Source organism: Streptomyces sp. JB150, from assembly GCF_011193355.1.
Lineage (GTDB): Bacteria > Actinomycetota > Actinomycetes > Streptomycetales > Streptomycetaceae > Streptomyces.
On sequence record NZ_CP049780.1, the window covers coordinates 3,404,117 to 3,422,984 of the forward strand.

Here is an 18,868-nt window from a genome sequence, read left to right on the forward strand (position 1 = left end):
TGACCCCGGACACGCCCGAGGGCGGCACCCCCAGCGGGAACTGGGGATACCGCCCTCGGAAAGGACCGGATCGATCGGGGACCGATCAGAAGTCCATGTCACCGCCCGGCATGCCGCCGCCGGCCGGGGCAGCGGCCTTCTCCGGCTTGTCGGCGATGACGGCCTCGGTGGTGAGGAACAGCGCGGCGATGGAGGCGGCGTTCTGCAGCGCGGAACGGGTCACCTTCGCCGGGTCGATGATGCCCTCGGCGACCAGGTCGACGTACTCGCCGGTCGCGGCGTTCAGGCCGTGGCCCGGGGTCAGGTTGCGCACCTTCTCCACCACGACGCCGCCCTCGAGGCCGGCGTTGACGGCGATCTGCTTCAGCGGGGCCTCGAGCGCGAGCTTCACGGCCTGGGCGCCGGTCGCCTCGTCACCCTCCAGGTCCAGCTTCTCGAAGACCGAGGAGGCCTGGATGAGGGCCACGCCACCACCGGCGACGATGCCCTCCTCGACGGCCGCCTTGGCGTTGCGCACGGCGTCCTCGATGCGGTGCTTGCGCTCCTTGAGCTCCACCTCGGTGGCGGCACCGGCCTTGATGACGGCCACGCCGCCGGCCAGCTTCGCCAGACGCTCCTGGAGCTTCTCGCGGTCGTAGTCCGAGTCGCTGTTCTCGATCTCGGCGCGGATCTGGTTCACGCGGCCCGCGACCTGGTCGGCGGAGCCGGCGCCGTCGACGATGGTGGTCTCGTCCTTGGTGATGACGACCTTGCGGGCGCGGCCCAGGAGGTCCAGGGTCGCGTTCTCCAGCTTGAGGCCGACCTCCTCGGAGATGACCTCGCCGCCCGTGAGGATGGCGATGTCGCCGAGCATGGCCTTGCGGCGGTCGCCGAAGCCCGGGGCCTTGACGGCGACGGACTTGAAGGTGCCGCGGATCTTGTTGACGACCAGGGTCGACAGGGCCTCGCCCTCGACGTCCTCGGCGATGATCAGCAGCGGCTTGCCCGACTGCATGACCTTCTCCAGGAGCGGGAGCAGGTCCTTGACGTTGGAGATCTTGGAGTTGGCGATGAGGATGTACGGGTCCTCGAGGACCGCCTCCATGCGCTCCATGTCGGTGGCGAAGTACGCCGAGATGTAGCCCTTGTCGAAGCGCATACCCTCGGTGAGCTCCAGCTCCAGACCGAAGGTCTGGGACTCCTCGACGGTGATGACGCCTTCCTTGCCGACCTTGTCCATGGCCTCGGCGATCAGCTCGCCGATCTGGGTGTCGGCGGCGGAGATGGAGGCCGTGGAGGCGATCTGCTCCTTGGTCTCGACCTCCTTGGCCTGGTCGAGCAGCGCACCGGAGACGGCCTCGACGGCCTTCTCGATACCGCGCTTCAGGGCCATCGGGTTGGCACCGGCGGCGACGTTGCGCAGACCCTCGCGGACCAGCGCCTGGGCGAGGACCGTGGCCGTGGTCGTACCGTCACCGGCGACGTCGTCCGTCTTCTTGGCGACTTCCTTGACCAGCTCGGCGCCGATCTTCTCGTACGGGTCCTCGAGCTCGATCTCCTTGGCGATGGAGACGCCGTCGTTGGTGATCGTGGGGGCGCCCCACTTCTTCTCGAGGACGACGTTGCGGCCCTTGGGGCCGAGGGTCACCTTGACGGCGTCCGCGAGCTGGTTCATGCCGCGCTCGAGGCCGCGCCGCGCCTCCTCGTCGAACGCGATGATCTTGGCCATGTGAAGTGGTCCCTCCAGGACTGGGGGTGATTACTTCGGACCGCGCCCGCGCCCGCGACGGACGGCCCCGGCCGGTTGGTTCCTTGCCCCACCCGGCCCGCGGCCTCACCGACCCGGTCCTTACGTTGTCACTCTCACCTTCAGAGTGCTAACGCCAATGATTAGCACTCGCCCCCATCGAGTGCAAGCGGCTCTCGGAGAGTGGGAGGCAGTCAGCGGTGGGCGAACAGGGGAACCGCGCTCCCGCGCCCGTGCGCCCGCGCACCTGCCCGCGCACGCCGAAGGGCTCGCACCGGCGTGCGGTGCGAGCCCTTCGCAACAGCTGTTCAGGCGGTGACGCGAACCATGTCGGCCTGCGGGCCCTTCTGACCCTGCGAGATCTCGAACTCGACCCGCTGGCCCTCTTCCAGGGTGCGGTACCCGTCCATCTGGATCGCGCTGTAGTGGACGAAGACGTCCGCACCACCGTCGACCGCGATGAAGCCGTACCCCTTCTCCGCGTTGAACCACTTGACGGTGCCCTGAGCCATGCCTAACTCCCCTATTACTGGCCCTTGCACAGATCCACACTTCGCGGATCCGGGTCAGACCTCGCCCCCCAGTCAGCGGGGGCGTGCGCCGGAACGCGTCGACCGCGGCTGAATGTATCTGTCCAACTGCCGTCTGCAACAGGTCAATCGGACGAGAAATCCGGGCACCGGTGATCGGTTATTCACGGAGAATTCACCCGAATTCCGGGCAAGTCGGGCCCGGCATAAGGAACGAAAGGCGCAAAAGGCCCGCTGATTTTGGCTGCATCTCGACGCAGCTCCATCTCGCGAAGCGGAGCGGGTTCCCCAACTCTACCGCGCTCAACCACATGGAATTGCCCCCTCCGCATCTCTCACGGTGGGGGCAATTCGATGAACAGTGCGTGACAGCGGCGAACTCAGCAGCCGCCGGCGACCGCCGGAATGATCGAAACGCCCGCGCCGTCGGGCGTGGCCGTCTGCAGGCCCTGCTCGAACCGCACGTCGTCGTCGTTCACGTACACGTTGACGAACCGGCGCAGCTTGCCCTGGTCGTCCAGCACGCGGGCGGCGATGCCGGTGTGGTTCTTCTCCAGGTCGGCGATGACCTCGGCGAGGGTCGCCCCTTCGGCGGTGACCTCGGCCTGCCCGCCGGTGTAGGTGCGCAGGATGGTGGGGATGCGAACGGTCACGCTCATGCGAGGCCAGCCTCTCGGAAGGATTCCAGGTTCGGACGGATCGTGGCGGTGAGTCCCGTGCCGGCCACCGCGTCGAGGGTCTTCAGGCCGTCGCCGGTGTTCAGCACGACGGTGGTCTTCGTGGGGTCGAGGACGCCGCTCTCGATCAGCTTGCGCGTCACGCCGACCGTCACGCCGCCCGCCGTCTCCGCGAAGATGCCCTCCGTGCGGGCCAGCACCTTGATCGCGTCGACGATCTGCTCGTCGGTGACGTCCTCCACCGCGCCGCCCGTGCGCCGGGCGATGTCCAGGACGTACGGCCCGTCCGCCGGGTTCCCGATGGCCAGCGACTTGGCGATGGTGTCCGGCTTCTGCGGCCGGACCACGTCGTGCCCCGCCTTGTACGCCGCCGACACCGGCGAGCAGCCCTCGGCCTGCGCGCCGAAGATCTTGTACGGCCTGTCCTCGACCAGTCCGAGCCTGATCAGCTCCTGAAGGCCCTTGTCGATCTTGGTGAGCTGGGAGCCGGAGGCGATCGGCACCACGATCTGGTCCGGCAGCCGCCAGCCCAGCTGCTCGCAGATCTCGTACGCCAGGGTCTTGGACCCTTCCGCGTAGTACGGCCGCAGGTTGACGTTGACGAAGCCCCAGCCCTCGCCCGCCGGGTCGCCGATCAGCTCGGAGCAGAAGCGGTTCACATCGTCGTAGTTGCCCTCGATGCCGACCAGTTCGCCGCCGTAGACCGCGGCCATGACGACCTTGCCCTGCTCCAGGTCGTGCGGGATGAACACGCACGAGCGGAAGCCGGCGCGGGCCGCCGCGGCGCCCACGGCGCCGGCCAGGTTGCCCGTGGAGGAGCAGGACAGGGTGGTGAAGCCGAAGGCGCGCGCCGCCTCCAGGGCCTGCGCGACCACGCGGTCCTTGAAGGAGTGGGTCGGGTTGCCGGAGTCGTCCTTGACGAAGAGCTTGCCGGCCTCGACACCCAGCGCGCGGGCCAGGTTGTCGGCCTGGACGAGCTTGGTCCAGCCCGGGTTCAGGTTCGGCTTGTCCGCCACGTCGGCCGGGACGGGGAGCAGCGGCGCGTACCGCCAGATGTTCGCGGGGCCCGCCTCGATGCGCCGGCGCAGCTCCTCGGTGTCGTACGCGGAGAAGTCGTAGGCGATCTCCAGCGGGCCGAAACACTCCTCGCAGGCGAAGACCGGGCCGAGCGGGACGCGGTGCCCGCACTCACGACAGGAGAGCGCGGCGGCGGGACCGAGGTCTACGGTGGAAGTGTCCGCCGAAGCGGCGGCAGCGGAATCGGTGGTGCTTGCAACAGTCTGCACAGCCATGTGAGGCGAGGCCCTTTCTCCTCATCTTCCTCACGACGCACTTCGCCGTGAGACGGATTTGGCACCTTCCCTAGCCGGGGAGCCTCGCGAAAATGATCAACAACGATCTACGAGACCGGCTGGAGGGTTGCCGGGGCTTCATCGGGCCGTGTCCCTCTGCCCCTCTGGATGAGCTGTATGTGGTTGTCAGCGGCGGCGACCCCGGACATGCGATGGTCATCCGCGTTGCCCATGACTGTAACCGAAGGCCAGGACAGTTGAGATAGTCGTCCGAACCGCGAGATGGATCACAGAGGAATCCCGACAGTGAGGAGCCGCAGACCGTGCTGGAAGAAGTCGAGCGCTGGCTGAACACCCGCTCCTGGTCCGTGGCCGATCGCCCGCTGGTGAAGATCCTGGCCGCCAAACGGGCCACGGGCCAGACGGTGAGCGTCGTGCTGCCCGCGCTCAACGAGGAGGAGACGGTCGGCGACATCGTCACCGTCATCCGCCGCGACCTGGTGCGGCAGGTGCCGCTGGTCGACGAGATCGTCGTCGTGGACTCGGGCTCCACCGACCGCACCTCCGAGGTGGCCGCCGCCGCGGGCGCCCGGGTCGTTCACCGCGACGAGATACTGCCGCGGCTTCCGGCCGTCCCCGGAAAGGGTGAGGTGCTGTGGCGGTCCCTGCTCGTGACGCGCGGTGACCTCGTCTGCTTCGTCGACGCCGATCTGCGGGACTTCTCCTCCGACTTCGTCACCGGCATCGTCGGCCCGCTGCTGACCGACCCGGACGTGCACCTGGTCAAGGCGATGTACGACCGCCCGCTGGGCAACGCGGCCGGGCAGGGCGGCCGGGTCACCGAGCTGATGGCCCGCCCGCTGCTGAACATGCACTGGCCGCAGCTGGCCGGCTTCGTGCAGCCGCTCGGCGGCGAGTACGCGGCCCGCCGCTCGCTGCTGGAACAGCTGCCGTTCCCCGTCGGGTACGGCGTGGAGCTGGGGATGCTGGTCGACGCGCTGCACCTGGTCGGCCTGGACGCGCTCGCGCAGGTCGACGTCGGGGTGCGCAAGCACCGGCACCAGGACGGGCAGGCGCTCGGGCGGATGGCCGCGGCGATCTACCGCACGGCCCAGCTGCGGCTGGCGCGCGCGCATCTGGTGCGGCCGTCGCTGACCCAGTTCGAGCGGGTCGGGGACGGCTTCGAGCCGCGCACGTACTGCGTGGACACGGTGGAGCGCCCGCCGATGGTGGAGATCGCGGAGTACGCGGCCCGCCGGGTGGCGTGACCCGGTCGGACCGCCTGTATACGGCCGAACCGTACGTTTGAGCGGTTGGGGGTCGGGCTAGGTTGAGGACCATGGCTTCGACGTCAGGTGCTGCACAGGTACTGGTGGCCTCCAACCGGGGCCCGGTCTCCTACCGGATCGGCGACGACGGCTCGCTGCACGCCAAGCGGGGCGGCGGCGGGCTGGTGTCGGGTCTGTCGGCGATCGGGCCGGACGCGGGCGCGCTGTGGGTGTGCTCCGCGCTCGGTGACGGCGACCGTGAGGCGGTGCGCCGCGGGATCGGCGAGGACGGCGTGCGGATGCTGGACATCCCGGCCGACGTGCACGCGGACGCGTACAACGGGATCGCGAACTCGGTGCTGTGGTTCGTCCACCACATGCTGTACCAGACGCCGCTGGAGCCGGTCTTCGACGCGGAGTTCCGCCGCCAGTGGGCGTCCTTCGAGACGTACAACCGGGCCTTCGCCGAGGCGCTGGCGGCCGAGGCGGCCGGGGGCGCGGCGGTGCTGGTGCAGGACTACCACCTGGTGCTGGTCCCCGGGATGCTCCGCGAGCTGCGGCCCGACCTGCGCATCGGCCACTTCTCGCACACCCCCTGGGCGCCCCCGGAGTACTTCCGGATGCTCCCGGACGACATCGCCCGCGCCGTGCTGGGCGGGATGCTCGGCGCGGACCGGCTCGGGTTCCTCACCCGGCGCTGGGCGGACGCGTTCACCGCGTGCTGCGAGGCGTTCGCGGGCGGGCTCGGCTCCACCCGGATCGGGGTCCACGGGCTCGGCGCGGACGCCGACTTCCTGCGCCGGCGCGCGCACGAGGCGGACGTCGAGGAGCGGATGACCGCGCTGCGCGCGGAGATCGGCGAGGGCCGCAAGACGATCGTCCGGGTCGACCGCACCGAACTGTCCAAGAACATCGTCCGCGGCCTGCTCGCCTACCGTCAGCTCCTCGCCGACCACCCCGAGTGGCGCGAACGCGTCGTGCACGTCGCCTTCGCCTACCCCTCCCGGCAGGACCTCGCCGTCTACCGCGACTACACCGCCGAGGTCCAGCGCCTGGCGACGCAGATCAACGACGAGTACGGCACCCCCGGCTGGACCCCCGTCGTCCTCCACGTCAAGGACGACTTCGCCCGCTCCCTCGCCGCCTACCGCCTGGCCGACGTCGCCCTGGTCAACCCCATCCGCGACGGCATGAACCTGGTCGCCAAGGAGGTCCCGGTCGTCTCCGACGAGGGCTGCGCCCTGGTCCTGTCCCGCGAGGCCGGCGCCTTCGAGGAACTGGGCGAGGACGCGCTGGTGGTGAACCCGTACGACATCGTGGGCACGGCGAACGCCCTCCACCAGGCCCTCACCCTGCCCCCCGCCCAACGGGCCGAACGCACCAAGCACCTCGCCGCAGCGGCCACGGCCCTCCCCCCGGCCCAGTGGTTCCTGGACCAGCTGACGGCCCTGACGAACGAGCAGGACTGACACCCCTGCCTGACGGCCCGGCAGGACGCAGGACCCTGCCGGGCCGTCACGGCTCAGAGGGCGGAACGCGGTCACGCGCAGCGGGCACTGACGGGGCGGAGGCTTCGGGGCCAGAGGCGCTAGCGGGGCGGAGGCTTCGGGGCCACAGACGCTGACGGGGCGAGGGCGCGGAGGCCGGACGCCTGACGAACGGGACATCCGAGGGGCCTGACCGCGCCGACCGGGCCTGGCCCGACGCGCCCAGGCCACGGCCGAGCCACCGGGACGCGGCGGTCTGCGGCCGCCCGGCGCGGCGGATGCCCAGGCCGGCACGTGGACCGCCCGGCGGCGCGGCCCCCGTGGGCGGCAGCCCGCCCGTGTGCCGTAGTCCGAAGGGACCCGCGCGCGTCCCACTGCCCGGGCGGCGCGGCCCACCGGCCCCGGCAGCCGAGCGGCCCCCGGAGACTCCTGTCTCCGCGCTCGCCGGCCTATCGGCCGAGGCACCGGGGCGGCAGCAGGTGCCGTACGTCCCTGGCCGCACCCCACCGGACCGGCCCGCCAGGGCGGCCGTGCGTTCGTCGCGGCGGTCAGCCCGGATGCATGGGCACGCGCTCGTCCCTACGGCCGACGAGGTCATCGAGGGCGGTAGCGCGCCCGAGTGCCGCGCCCCGGCGGGTCGGTCCGTCGGGGCGGTCGCGGTGGTCGTGCCGGAGTGCGGGCAGCCTGGATCCGTCTCGCCGGAGGCGTCAGGGCAGGTGGGCTGCCAGGGTGTGGAGGAGGTGGACTACCCCTTCGGGGCCGGGGACGACCAGGTCGGCGCGGTCGCGGAGTTCGGTGACCTCGTCGCTGCCGCTGCAGACGAGGAGGCCGGGGGTGCCGTCGGCGCGGAGATCGCCGACGGCGGCGTAGGCGGGGAGGTCGCCGAGGTCGTCGCCGGCGTAGAGGACCGCTTCGACGCCGGTCTCGCGGACGTACCGCTTCAGGGCGACGCCCTTGTCGATGCCGGGCGGGCGCAGTTCCAGGACCAGGCGGCCCGGTTCGACGATGAGGCCGTGCCGGGTGGCCAGGTCACCGAGCGGGGTGCGCAGGGCCTCGAACGCGGCCTGCGGGTCGGCGGCGCGGCGGGTGTGCACGGCCACGGCGAACCCCTTGTCCTCCACCCAGGCGTCCTGGAAGCCGGTGAGGAGGGCGGGCAGGGCGGCGCGGACCTCGGCGACGCCCGGGTGCGGGTCGGGGGCGGTGATCTCGCCGGTGGCCGCGTCCCAGCGTTCCGCGCCGTAGTGGCCGAGGACGACCAGGCGGTCCAGGCCGGGGACGTCGGCGAAGCCGCCGTAGCGCACGGCGACCGCGGCCGGGCGTCCGGTGATGACCGCGACGGCGGCGACCTTCGGGGCGAGCGCGGTCAGCGCGGGCACCGCGCCGGGGTGCGCGCGGGCCTGCCGCGGGTCGGCGACGATCGGTGCGAGGGTGCCGTCGAAGTCGAGCGCGACCACCGCGCCGCCGGGGCGGGCGAGAAGGGCGCGCAGGCCGTCGCGGCCCTGCTCGGTCGCCGGTTCGGGAAGGTCCGTCGCATGTGTGTGAGGGCTGCCCATACGGCGAACCTAACCCCACGGGGCGCGGTCGAACCGTGAGCCTGGCCTCACCGCTCGGCGCGTCTGCGCTCCCTGACCCGGCGCAGCCGGTTCACCGTCACCGGGTCGTGCTCCAGTGCGCGCGGGTCGTCGAGCAGGGCGTTGAGGAGCTGGTAGTAGCGGATCGGGGCCAGGCCCAGCTCCTCCCGTATCGCGCGCTCCTTGGCGCCGGGGCCGGGAAAGCCCCGGCGCTCCAGCGCGAGGATGTCCTGCTCCCGTCGTCCGAGCGGCTGCCGCTCCCCACCGTCCATGGGTCAAAACGCTAGCCGCCGGCACTGACATCCGGACGACGGGTGACGACGGGTGAGGCCGGGCCTAGCCCGCGGCCGCCTCGCTCTCCGCGGTGAGCGCCGTGTTCTCCAGCGCGCCGAGGACGGCCGACGGGCTGCCGCCGGGGGCGACCGCCTTGCCGATCTGCTTCTTCACCTCGGCGCTGACCCGTGCCCAGGAGGTCTTGTCCACCGGGTACAGCTCGGCGAGCGGCAGTTCCTTCAGGAACGGCTGGAGCTCCCTGTCCTCGGCGGACGCGCTCATCACCTCGGAGGCGGAGGTGGTCACCGGCAGCAGTTCGTACTCACGCGAGAACGCGAGCACGTTCTTCCTGTCGTAGACGAAGTCGAGGAACTCCCCGATCTCCTCCTGGTGGCCGTTCTGCTTGAACGCCAGCATCCAGTCGGCGACGCCCATGGTCGCCTTGGACTCGCCGTTGAGGCCGGGCATCGGCACCATGCCGTACTTCACGCCCTTCTGCTCGGCCATCTTCATCAGCGAGGGGTGGCCGTTGAGCATGCCGACCTGCCCGTCGGCGAACGCCGCGAAGGCGTCGGCGCGGTTGAGCTTGGCGGGGGCGACGGGACCGGTCAGCTCCTTGCCGACGAGTTCGTCGCGCAGCCAGGTGAAGGTCTCGACGTTCTCCGGGGAGTCGATGCCGTAGCCGCCGGAGCCGTCGGTGTAGCCGCCACCGCCGCTGAGCAGCCACTGCATGGTCTCGGCCTGCGCCTCCTCGGGCCCGAGCGGCAGCGCGTACGGGAACTTCACGCCCTCGGCCTTCAGCGCCTCGGCGCCGGCGGCCAGCTCCGCCCAGGTGGTGGGCGGGGTGATGCCGGCCTTGGCGAAGAGGGTCTTGTTGTAGAAGAGCAGGCGGGTGGAGGCCGCGAACGGCATCCCGTACTGCACGCCGTCGAGCTGGCCGGCAGTGGCGAGCTGGGAGACGAAGTCGGCCTGGACCGGGATGGAGAGCAGGTCGTCGGCCGGGTAGAGCAGCCCCGCGTCCGCGTAGTCGGCGTACGCGCCGATCTGCGCCATGTCGGGTGCCTTGCCGGCGTCGACCATCTCCTTGACCTTGGCGTCGACGTCGTTCCAGGAGTAGACGCTGACCTCGATCTTCACTCCGGGGTGGTCGGCCTCGTACTCCTCGACCAGCTTCGCCCAGTACTTGGTGGAGCTGTTGGCCGGGCTGTCGCCGTAGTCGGCGGCGACCAGCCGCAAGGTGACGTCGTCGGAGTCTCCGGTGAGGCCGCAGCCGCCCAGGACCGCCGTCATGCCCAGGGCGGACATCACCGCGATCATTCCCGTCTTGCGCCGCTGCACTGCTTCCCCAACCCCTGTCGTCTCACGTGTTCCTGTTGTCCGAATTCCGGAAGGAGGTCTACACCTTCCGGGAAAACAAGGTCTACACCACGCGAGTGGACTAGACCTCTTCCGGGTCCTCGGGCCACACTGTCCCCCGTGAGACACGTCATCGCCCTCGATGTGGGCGGCACCGGGATGAAGGCCGCCCTGGTCGGGGCGGACGCCGTGCCCTTTGCGGACACACCCGGACCGCCCGTGCCCGCGCTGCTGCACCAGGCGCGCCGGGCCACCGGCCGCGAGCGCGGCCCGGAGGCGGTCGTGGAGACGATCCTCGACTTCGCCGCCGAGCTGTCCGCGTACGGCGAGCGACACCTCGGCGAACCGGCCGCCGCCGCCGGAGTCGCCATCCCCGGCATCGTCGACGAGCAGCGGGGCGTCGCCGCCTACTCCGCCAACCTCGGCTGGCGCGACGTCCCCCTGCGCGACCTGCTGCGCGAACGGCTGTCCGGCATCCCCGTCGCCCTCGGCCACGACGTGCGCACCGGCGGCCTCGCCGAGGGCCGCGTCGGCGCCGGCCGGGGCGCCGACCGCTTCCTGTTCGTCCCGCTGGGCACCGGCATCGCGGGCGCCATCGGCATCGACGGCACCGTGGAGGCGGGCGCGCACGGCAACGCGGGCGAGATCGGCCACGTCGTCGTACGCCCCGGCGGCACCCCCTGCCCCTGCGGCCAGCACGGCTGCCTGGAGCGCTACGCCTCCGCCGCCGCCGTCAGCCAGGCCTGGGCCGAGGCGACCGGCGACCCCGACGCGGACGCGGCGGACTGCGCCAAGGCCGTCCTGTCCGGCGACCCGAACGCCGTCCGGATCTGGCAGGAGGCGGTCGACGCCCTCGCCGACGGCCTGGTCACCGCCCTCACCCTGCTGGACCCCCGCACGATCGTCATCGGTGGCGGGCTCGCCGAGGCGGGGGAAACCTTGTTCACACCGCTGCGGGACGCCGTCCGGCGGCGGATCACCTTCCAGCAACCGCCGTCGATCGTCCCGGCGGCCCTGGGCGACACGGCCGGCTGCCTGGGCGCCGGGCTCCTGGCGTGGGATCTCCTGGATTCGACCGACGGTACGGAGGTAACGACCTGATGGCACCCCAGCCAGGGGCGCGGGACAGCGCCGCATCGCGACCGGACCGCGGGGCGCGACCGGCCACGACGATCCCGCACCCCGCGACGGACGGCACCCCGCTGCTGCTGACCGGCGCCCACGTCGTCCTGCCCACGGGCACCGTCGAGAACGGCCGGCTGGCGGTCGAGGGCACCCGCATCGCCGCCGGCGCCCCGGCCGGCGCCCACGTCCTCGACGTGACCGGCCACTGGCTCGTCCCCGGCTTCGTCGACCTGCACAACCACGGCGGCGGCGGAGCCAGCTTCACCAGCGGCACCGTCGACGACGTCCTGCGCGGCATCCACACCCACCGCACCCACGGCACCACCACCCTCGTCGCCTCCACCGTCACCGGCGACATGCACTTCCTCGCCCAGCGCGCCGGACTCCTCAGCGAGCTGGCCGAACAGGGCGAGATCGCCGGCATCCACTTCGAGGGCCCGTTCATCTCCCCCTGCCGCAAGGGCGCCCACTCCGAGGAACTGCTGCGCGACCCGGACCCGGCCGAGGTCCGCAAACTGATCGACGCCGCCCGCGGCCACGCCAGGATGGTCACCCTCGCCACCGAACTGCCGGGCGGCATCGACTCCGTACGCCTCCTCGCGGACCACGGCGTGATCGCGGCGATCGGCCACACCGACGCCACGTACGAGCAGACCGTCGAGGCGATCGAGGCGGGCGCCACCGTCGCCACCCACCTGTTCAACGCGATGCCCGCGCTCGGCCACCGCGCCCCGGGCCCCATCGCGGCACTGCTGGAGGACGAGCGGGTCACCGTCGAGCTGATCAACGACGGCACCCATCTGCACCCGGCCGCGCTGGAGCTGGCGTTCCGGCACGCGGGCCCGAGCCGGGTCGCGTTCATCACCGACGCGATGGACGCGGCCGGCTTCGGCGACGGCCGCTACATGCTCGGCCCGCTGGAGGTCGAGGTCGCGGACGGCGTGGCCCGGCTGGTGGAGGGCGGCTCGATCGCGGGCTCCACGCTCACCCTGGACCGCGCCTTCAAGCGGGCGGTGACCGTCGACCGGCTGCCCGTCACGGACGTCGTCGCGGCCCTGTCCGCCAACCCGGCCCGGCTGCTGGGCATGGACGACCGGATCGGCTCCCTGGAGCCCGGCAAGGACGCCGACCTGGTGCTGCTGGACGGCGACTTCGAGCCGGTCGGCGTGATGCGCCGGGGCGAATGGGTGGTTGAGCCCCAACTGGGGTGATCCGTCCGCGAGTCGAGGGACGACGGCCGGTTCCGGGACTGGGCCGGCCGCCGTCTCTTTGGCATGATCGAGCCCTCCGGGGAACGTCTCGCACCTCCGGAGACACACGTCTCGACAAGCGCATTCACTCGGGGGAGGCCGGCCCAGGTGATCCTCACGGTCACGCTGAACACCGCTCTCGACATCACGTACCGCGTCCGGTCCCTGCGGCCCCACACCACCCACCGGGTCACCGATGTCACCGAGCGCCCCGGCGGCAAGGGCGTCAACGTCGCCCGGGTCCTCGCCGCCCTCGGCCACGAGGTGACCGTCACCGGTTTCGCGGGCGGCGGCACCGGACGGGCCGTGCGGGACGGCCTCACCGCCACACCGGGCGTGACCGACGCGCTCGTCCCCGTCGGCGGCGCCACCCGGCGCACCGTCGCCGTCGTCGACGAGCACAGCGGCGACACCACCCAGCTGAACGAGCCGGGCCCGCTGATCGACCCCGCGGAGTGGTCCGCCTTCCAGGAGGTCTACGCGGACCTGCTCACCGCCGCCGACGCGGTCGCCCTGTGCGGCAGCCTCCCGCCGGGCGTCCCGGTGGGCGCCTACGCCGGGCTGGTCCGCACCGCCCGCGCGGCCGGCGTCCCCGTCCTGCTGGACACGAGCGGCGAGCCGCTGCGCCGGGCCGTCGCAGCCCGCCCGGACATCATCAAGCCGAACGCCGACGAACTGGCCGAACTGACCGGCGCCTACGAGCCGCTGCGCGCCACCCAGGACGCGCGCCGGCGCGGCGCCCGCGCGGTGGTGGCCTCCCTCGGCCGGGACGGTCTGCTCGCCCTGACCCCGGAGGGCCGCTGGCGCGCCGCCCCGCCCGCGCGGATACCCGGCAACCCGGCCGGCGCGGGCGACTCGGCCGTCGCGGGCCTGCTGTCGGGACTGGTGGAGAACCTGCCGTGGCCGGAGCGCCTGGCCCGCGCGACCGCCCTGTCGGCGGCGACGGTCCTCACCCCGGCGGCCGGGGAGTTCGACCGGCGCTCCTACGAGGAGCTGCTGGGGCGGGTCGCGGTGACCCCGGAGGCCACCGCCGCGTGAGCCGCCCCGCGCGGGCTACTCCACCCAGCCCTTGGCCAGCCACAGCCGGTCGAGGTTGGCGTCGCACTGGTTGCCCTGCTCGCAGGAGATCTTCAGCTCGTTGGTGCCCTTGTTGAGCTGGATCCAGTTGTAGGTCTGCGTCCAGCCCTTCGCGTAGTCGCCCTCGGGGGCGTGCGCGAAGTTGGCCATGTTGACCTTGCGGGTCTGCGGCGTGCCGTTGACGGTGAGGGTGGCGTCGGCGTCCTTGCCGGGCACGCCGTAGCCCACGAACAGGGTGTACTTGCCGCTCTCCGGGATGCCGTCGACCTTCCAGGTGACGGACGCTCCCACGGTGTTGAAGCCGGTGACGTAGAAGCCGCCGTCCGCCTTGGCGCCCTTGACCTCGGAGGCGGTGGTCGCGCCGCCGCCGAGCTGGAGCGTCTTGGCGTCGATCGACGGCAGCTCCTTCTCGCCCGCCGCGCCGGAGGCGCTGCTCGTCGGCGTCGGTTCGGCGCTCTCGGTCGCGGTCGGGGTGGGCGTGGCGTCGCCGCCCGCGGCGTCGTCGCCGGAGTCGCTGCTGACCATGGCCACGCCGATGCCGATGACGACGGCCGCGACGACCGCCACCGCGCCGATCAGCAGGCCCTTGGTGTTCGGACCGCGCCGGCCGCCGCCGCCCCCGGGCGCCGGCTGCTGGGTGGTCGGCGCGCCGCCGGGATAGGTCTCGGGTGCGGCGTAGTGCGCGTGGGGCCGCCCGTAGGCACCCTGCTGCGGCGGCACGCCCTGTCCGTACGTGGCGTGCTGCTGCCCGCGCGGGCGGTCCCCGACGGTGCGCACCCTGCTGACCGAGTTCGGGTAGCCGTAACCGCCGGACGGCGGCTGGGCGCCGTTGGCCTGACCGTCGGCGTAGAGGTAGCCGAACGGGTCGTCGTCCTCGGGCGTGCTCGCGCCGTTGTTGCCGGGCGTCATCCCTCGTACTCCTCAAGCAGGTGCGGGTTCGGTGCGTGCGGTGGTGAGAGGGCGAGCCTACCCGCTCTGACTGACCCGAACGGGTGACCCGGATCGCATCACTTCGCTGACCTGCGGCTCAGCCGGCGCGGCGGTGCTGTTTGGGACGAGATCGTTTCTCGACGTACATCCGCTCGTCCGCTGACTTGAGCACTTCGTCCGCGGTCATCCCGCAGTGCGCCCAGCCGATGCCGAAGCTGGCGCCCACCCGGACCGCGCGGCCCTCGGCCCGGATCGGCTGGATGATCTCGTTGCGCAGCCGGACGGCGAGGTCCGCCGCGTCGGCGCGGCCGAGGCCGTCGGCGAGGATCACGAACTCGTCGCCGCCGAGCCTGGCGACGGTGTCGCCGTCGCGCACCCCGTTGCTGAGCCGGCGGGCGACCTCGATGAGGACGGCGTCGCCCGCGTTGTGCCCGAACCGGTCGTTGATGGACTTGAAGCCGTCGAGGTCGCAGAAGAGGACCGCGAGGCCCTTGGTGCCGTCGTCGTGGTCGCCCTCGGGGGCGACGGTGTGGACGTGGTGGTCGTAGACGTCGTAGCCGTCGGCGCCGGGCGGGAAGTCGAAGGCGTGGCCGGGCTCGTAGCCGGCGGGGCCGTAGGCGGCGTCGTAGGAGTCGTAGGAGTCGTACGGCCCGGACTGGGGGCGCTGGCACAGGCGGGCGGAGAGCCGGGAGCGCAGCTCGGCGGAGTTGGGCAGTCCGGTGAGGGAGTCGTGCGAGGCGCGGTGGGCGAGCTGGAGCTCGCGGCGCTTGCGTTCCTCGATGTCCTCGACGTGGGTGAGCAGGAAGCGGGGGCCGTCCGCGGCGTCGGCGACGACGGAGTTGCGCAGGGACACCCAGACGTAGCTGCCGTCGCGACGCCCGAGCCGCAGTTCGGCGCGCCCGCCCTCGGCGGAGGTCCTGAGGAGGGTGCCTATGTCCTCGGGGTGGACGAGGTCGGAGAAGGAGTAGCGGCGCATCGCGGAGGCGGGGCGGCCCAGCAGGCGGCACAGGGCGTCGTTGGTGCGCAGGATGCGGCCGTGCTGGTCGCCGCCCATCTCGGCGATGGCCATGCCGGAGGGGGCGTACTCGAAGGCCTGTCGGAAGCTTTCCTCGCTGGCGCGCAGGGCCTGCTGCTCGCGTTCGAGGCGGACCAGGGCGCGCTGCATGTTGGCCCTGAGGCGGGCGTTGCTGATCGCGATGGCGGCCTGGAAGGCGTACATCTGGAGGGCCTCGCGGCCCCAGGCGCCGGGCCTGCGGCCGTTGCGCGGGCGGTCCACGGACAGGACGCCGATGAGTTCGCCGGAGGCGGCGCCGCCGTGGGCGCCGGGGGCGTACATCGGCGCGAAGAGGCGGTCGGAGGGGTGCCACTCGTCCTCGAAGCGGGGGGCGGGGCCCTCGGTGTACCACTGCGGGACGTCGTCGTCGTCGAGGATCCAGCCCTCGGTGTGGGGTATGAACACCAGGTCGCCCCACTGCTCGCCCATGCTCAGGCGGCGCTCCCAGGAGGCGCGCGAGCCGACCCGGCCGGTGATCAGGGCCTCGGCGGCGGGGTTGCCGGAGAAGGCGGCGACGACCAGGTCGCCGTCGGGGCGGACGAGGTTCACGCACGCCAGCTCGTACCCGAGGGCGGTGACGACGCCGTCCGCGACGGTCTGCAGTGTGTCGGCCAGGCTGCGCGCGGTGTTCATGTCCGCCATGACCTGGTGCAGCTGCCGCAGGGACGCAAGACGGACATACGGCTCCGACTCGGTCTCCATGCTCGCCCTCCCCCCGAGACCTCGCAGCGAATCAAGGGTTCTCTTCGGCGCCTTTTCCGGATGGTGCCTGCGTATCTTCCCGCCACTGAATCACAGCGCGCTCCCCACTCGGTACACAGGGTCAACAATTCATGCCCCTTGTGACTCAAGTCACAGTAGAACGTGAACAATTGAGTGGAGTTTCTGCGTTTTCCCCGTGCGTTCACCGAACGCATGGTTTGCGCGCTTGACCGGTTGTCCGCCTCCAGCCCTAGGACCGGCTTCGGGCCGGGGTCGGATGCGCCGGGCTCGTACCGGAGACTAGCGTTCCGAGTGTGCTGAAGACTCCCCCCTCCACCCGCTCCGTTCCGTCCGTGCCCGTCCAGCCCGCATCCGGCGGGCATGCTGAGGGGGTGAGCAACGACGAGTTCCGGGCCGCCATGTCCCGGCTGGCCGCCGGTGTCGTCCTGGTGACGGCGGTCGAGCCGCCGCTGGACCCCGACGATCCCACGGCGCCCGGCGGGGAGGACGTCGGCATGACCGCGACCGCCTTCATGTCGGTCTCCCTGGACCCGCCGCTGGTCCTGGTCAGCCTGCGCGAGGGCTCCCGCATGGACGACCTGCTCGCCGAACAGCCGCTGTGGGCGGTCTCCGTCCTCGCCGAGAGCCAGCGCCACATCGCCGGCCGCTTCGCCATGAAGGGCCGCGTCAGCGACCGCCTCCTGTTCGCCGACATCCCCTACCGGCGCGGCGAGGTCACCGGCGCGCCCCTCGTCGGCGGCGCGCTCGCCACCCTGGAATGCCGCACCGAACAGCGGGTGACCGCCGGTGACCACACCCTGGTCGTCGGCCGGGTCCTGACGGCGGACCTGCCCAGCGCGGAGGGCGGACCGCTGACGTACTTCCGCGGCCGCTACCGCCGGCTGGGCTGAACCGGAAACCCGTGGCCGCGCGGCGGGGGTCTCTCCTACAGTGCGCGGATGATCACCCTTGAAGAGATCACCCCCGCCACCTTCGACGCCGCCACCGGCATCCGGGTGCGCCCCGACCAGGAGCACGCCGTCTCCCCGGTGACGCAGTCACTGGCGGAGGCGTACGTCCATCCCGACGGCGTGGCCTGGCCACGCCTGATCACCGACGACGGCCGGCCCGTCGGGTTCGTGATGGCCTTCCTCGGCATCGACTGGCACGGCGACGGCACGGTCCGCCGCTCCGGCCTGTGGCGCCTGAACATCGACGCCGCCGAACAGGGCAAGGGCTACGGCCGCCACGCCGTCCAGGCGGTCGCCGCCGAGATCCGCCGCCGCGGCGGCACCGAGCTGTACGTCACCTGGCACCCCGGCCCCGACGGCCCCGAGGGGTTCTACCTGGGCCTCGGCTTCCGCACGACCGGCGAGGTCAGCGGCGGCCAGACCGTCGGCGTACTGGACCTGACCTGACGGCGCTCGGGGCACCCGGCTGCCGGCCGGAAGGCGCGGCCCGGAGGTCCGGCGGGCTCAGGGCGCGGGGGCGATGTCCAGGGCGGCGAGCCGTTCGGGCTCGGACACGACCTCGATGACGGCGACGCGGTCGCGTACGACCGTGAAGGCCAGCACTCGCTCCACATGCCCCGCGGCGTCCCGCACCACCACGCCGGGCACCCCGCCGACCAGCGCGGGCCCGGCGGTCCGGGCGAGGTGGGCGAAGCTCGTGGCGCCCCGGGCGACCGCCCGCGCGCCCGTGGTCACACCACCCGCCGCGCGGGCCACCACGTCCGGGTCGAGCACCCGCAGCAGCCCGTCGAAGTCACCGTCCCGCGCGGCGGCGAGGAAGGCGTCGACGACCTCGCGCCGCCGCTCCAGGTCCGTCCGCGGCGCCTCGGCCCCGCGGACCCGGCGCCGGGCCCGGCTGGCGAGCTGCCGCGCGGCCGTCGGCGTACGGTCCGCGATCACCGCGATCTCCTCGAACGGCACCCCGAACAGGTCGTGCAGCACGAACGCCAGCCGCTCGGCGGGCGTGAGGGTGCCGAGCACGACGAGCAGGGCGCCCCCCACCGAGTCCGCGAGCAGGGCGTCCTGCTCGGGCCCGGCCACGGGCACCGGCCGGCGGTCCTCCTCCAGCGGCTCCTCGCGGCGGGAGGCGCGTGAGCGCAGCAGGTCCAGGCAGACCCGCCCCACCACCGTGGTCAGCCACCCGCCGAGATTGCCGATGTCCCCGGCCTCCGACCGGCTCAGCCGGAACCACGCCTCCTGCACGGCGTCCTCCGCCTCGGCGAGCGAGCCGAGCATCCGGTACGCGACGGCCCGCAGCCGGGGACGGTGCGCCTCGAAACGCTCGGCGAGGAAGTCGGTGTCGCTCATCGGTCGGGGCCTCTCGTCGCGATCGGTCACGGGGTCGGTCACCTCGGATGACGGATCGCGGCGGGGAGATGTGACACCGGCGGGGTGAGGAGGGCATGTGGCACCGGGGAGGGGTTCCGAGACCCCCCTAGGCCCTGTCTGACAAAGGATCTTGGTTGGGTTCGCGGAGCCAGAGGACGAGTGAGGCGACGTGGATGCCGGCCTTGTAGCGGGCGGCGACTTTGTCGAAGCG

At 72.3% G+C, this 18,868-nt stretch carries 17 protein-coding genes, 1 pseudogene and 1 riboswitch; of the genes and pseudogenes, 7 read left to right on the forward strand and 11 right to left on the reverse strand.

Annotation, left to right across the window (positions count from 1 at the left end; all coding sequences use genetic code 11):
• Positions 1–85 precede the first annotated feature (85 nt).
• The 4 genes from groL to thrC all read right to left on the reverse strand — a co-directional run bounded on the left by groL (position 86) and on the right by thrC (position 4,225).
• Entirely contained in the window at positions 86–1,708 is a 1,623-nt protein-coding gene (gene groL / locus G7Z13_RS15935; protein WP_165999936.1) for a chaperonin GroEL, read from the reverse strand.
• A gap of 326 nt (positions 1,709–2,034) precedes the next feature.
• Positions 2,035–2,238 (reverse strand): cold-shock protein, encoded by a 204-nt coding sequence (locus G7Z13_RS15940; RefSeq protein ID WP_004986573.1) that lies wholly within the window; start codon positions 2,236–2,238, stop codon positions 2,035–2,037.
• Positions 2,239–2,636: 398 nt separating this feature from the next.
• Positions 2,637–2,915 (reverse strand): MoaD/ThiS family protein, encoded by a 279-nt coding sequence (locus G7Z13_RS15945; RefSeq protein WP_165999938.1) that lies wholly within the window; start codon positions 2,913–2,915, stop codon positions 2,637–2,639.
• On the reverse strand, positions 2,912–4,225 hold the full coding sequence (thrC, locus tag G7Z13_RS15950) for a threonine synthase (RefSeq protein ID WP_165999940.1): 1,314 nt from the start codon (positions 4,223–4,225) through the stop codon (positions 2,912–2,914). Before thrC ends, G7Z13_RS15945 begins: the two co-directional genes overlap by 4 nt.
• 18 nt (positions 4,226–4,243) lie before the next feature.
• Positions 4,244–4,400, reverse strand: a riboswitch (SAM riboswitch).
• 148 nt (positions 4,401–4,548) lie between these two features.
• Here thrC and G7Z13_RS15955 point away from each other — a divergent pair.
• Both G7Z13_RS15955 and G7Z13_RS15960 read left to right on the forward strand, forming a co-directional pair.
• On the forward strand, positions 4,549–5,493 hold the full coding sequence (locus G7Z13_RS15955) for a glucosyl-3-phosphoglycerate synthase (protein ID WP_165999942.1): 945 nt from the start codon (positions 4,549–4,551) through the stop codon (positions 5,491–5,493).
• A gap of 71 nt (positions 5,494–5,564) precedes the next feature.
• On the forward strand, positions 5,565–6,962 hold the full coding sequence (locus tag G7Z13_RS15960; RefSeq protein ID WP_165999944.1) for a trehalose-6-phosphate synthase: 1,398 nt from the start codon (positions 5,565–5,567) through the stop codon (positions 6,960–6,962).
• Positions 6,963–7,687: 725 nt separating this feature from the next.
• Here the strand turns inward: G7Z13_RS15960 and otsB are convergent.
• The 3 genes from otsB to G7Z13_RS15975 form a co-directional block, all read right to left on the reverse strand.
• Positions 7,688–8,533: a trehalose-phosphatase gene (gene otsB / locus G7Z13_RS15965; RefSeq protein WP_165999946.1), complete on the reverse strand. Its 846-nt coding sequence runs from the start codon at positions 8,531–8,533 to the stop codon at positions 7,688–7,690.
• Between the two features lie 47 nt (positions 8,534–8,580).
• The gene (locus tag G7Z13_RS15970) at positions 8,581–8,823 is read right to left on the reverse strand and encodes a DUF3263 domain-containing protein (protein WP_165999949.1); all 243 of its coding nucleotides are present in this window, start codon (positions 8,821–8,823) and stop codon (positions 8,581–8,583) included.
• A 64-nt stretch (positions 8,824–8,887) separates the two neighbouring features.
• Positions 8,888–10,129 (reverse strand): extracellular solute-binding protein, encoded by a 1,242-nt coding sequence (locus G7Z13_RS15975; protein ID WP_240926228.1) that lies wholly within the window; start codon positions 10,127–10,129, stop codon positions 8,888–8,890.
• A gap of 171 nt (positions 10,130–10,300) precedes the next feature.
• Between G7Z13_RS15975 and G7Z13_RS15980 the strand changes: the two genes are divergently transcribed.
• The 3 genes from G7Z13_RS15980 to G7Z13_RS15990 all read left to right on the forward strand — a co-directional run bounded on the left by G7Z13_RS15980 (position 10,301) and on the right by G7Z13_RS15990 (position 13,593).
• Complete coding sequence (locus tag G7Z13_RS15980; RefSeq protein WP_165999953.1) at positions 10,301–11,281, forward strand: ROK family protein; 981 nt, start codon at positions 10,301–10,303, stop codon at positions 11,279–11,281.
• Positions 11,281–12,516 carry an N-acetylglucosamine-6-phosphate deacetylase gene (nagA, locus tag G7Z13_RS15985; RefSeq protein ID WP_165999955.1) on the forward strand — a complete coding sequence of 412 codons (1,236 nt, stop codon included), beginning with the start codon at positions 11,281–11,283 and terminating at the stop codon, positions 12,514–12,516. Before G7Z13_RS15980 ends, nagA begins: the two co-directional genes overlap by 1 nt.
• A gap of 147 nt (positions 12,517–12,663) precedes the next feature.
• Positions 12,664–13,593, forward strand: a complete 930-nt coding sequence (locus G7Z13_RS15990) for a 1-phosphofructokinase family hexose kinase (protein ID WP_165999957.1) — start codon at positions 12,664–12,666, stop codon at positions 13,591–13,593.
• Positions 13,594–13,608: 15 nt separating this feature from the next.
• Here G7Z13_RS15990 and G7Z13_RS15995 read toward each other — a convergent pair whose 3' ends face one another.
• Positions 13,609–14,541 carry a carbohydrate-binding protein gene (locus G7Z13_RS15995; RefSeq protein WP_165999959.1) on the reverse strand — a complete coding sequence of 311 codons (933 nt, stop codon included), beginning with the start codon at positions 14,539–14,541 and terminating at the stop codon, positions 13,609–13,611.
• Between the two features lie 118 nt (positions 14,542–14,659).
• Positions 14,660–16,318, reverse strand: a complete 1,659-nt coding sequence (gene cdgB / locus G7Z13_RS16000; RefSeq protein ID WP_165999961.1) for a diguanylate cyclase CdgB — start codon at positions 16,316–16,318, stop codon at positions 14,660–14,662.
• A gap of 353 nt (positions 16,319–16,671) precedes the next feature.
• Here cdgB and G7Z13_RS16005 point away from each other — a divergent pair, with 353 nt between their 5' ends.
• Positions 16,672–17,229 (forward strand): flavin reductase family protein, encoded by a 558-nt coding sequence (locus G7Z13_RS16005; RefSeq protein WP_166004994.1) that lies wholly within the window; start codon positions 16,672–16,674, stop codon positions 17,227–17,229.
• A gap of 48 nt (positions 17,230–17,277) precedes the next feature.
• On the forward strand, positions 17,278–17,736 hold the full coding sequence (locus G7Z13_RS16010) for a GNAT family N-acetyltransferase (protein ID WP_165999963.1): 459 nt from the start codon (positions 17,278–17,280) through the stop codon (positions 17,734–17,736).
• 57 nt (positions 17,737–17,793) lie between these two features.
• Here the strand turns inward: G7Z13_RS16010 and G7Z13_RS16015 are convergent, their stop codons facing one another.
• Both G7Z13_RS16015 and G7Z13_RS33350 read right to left on the reverse strand, forming a co-directional pair.
• On the reverse strand, positions 17,794–18,636 hold the full coding sequence (locus G7Z13_RS16015) for a sigma-70 family RNA polymerase sigma factor (protein ID WP_165999965.1): 843 nt from the start codon (positions 18,634–18,636) through the stop codon (positions 17,794–17,796).
• A gap of 127 nt (positions 18,637–18,763) precedes the next feature.
• Positions 18,764–18,868 (reverse strand): annotated as a pseudogene (locus G7Z13_RS33350) (IS5/IS1182 family transposase); the annotation flags it as partial.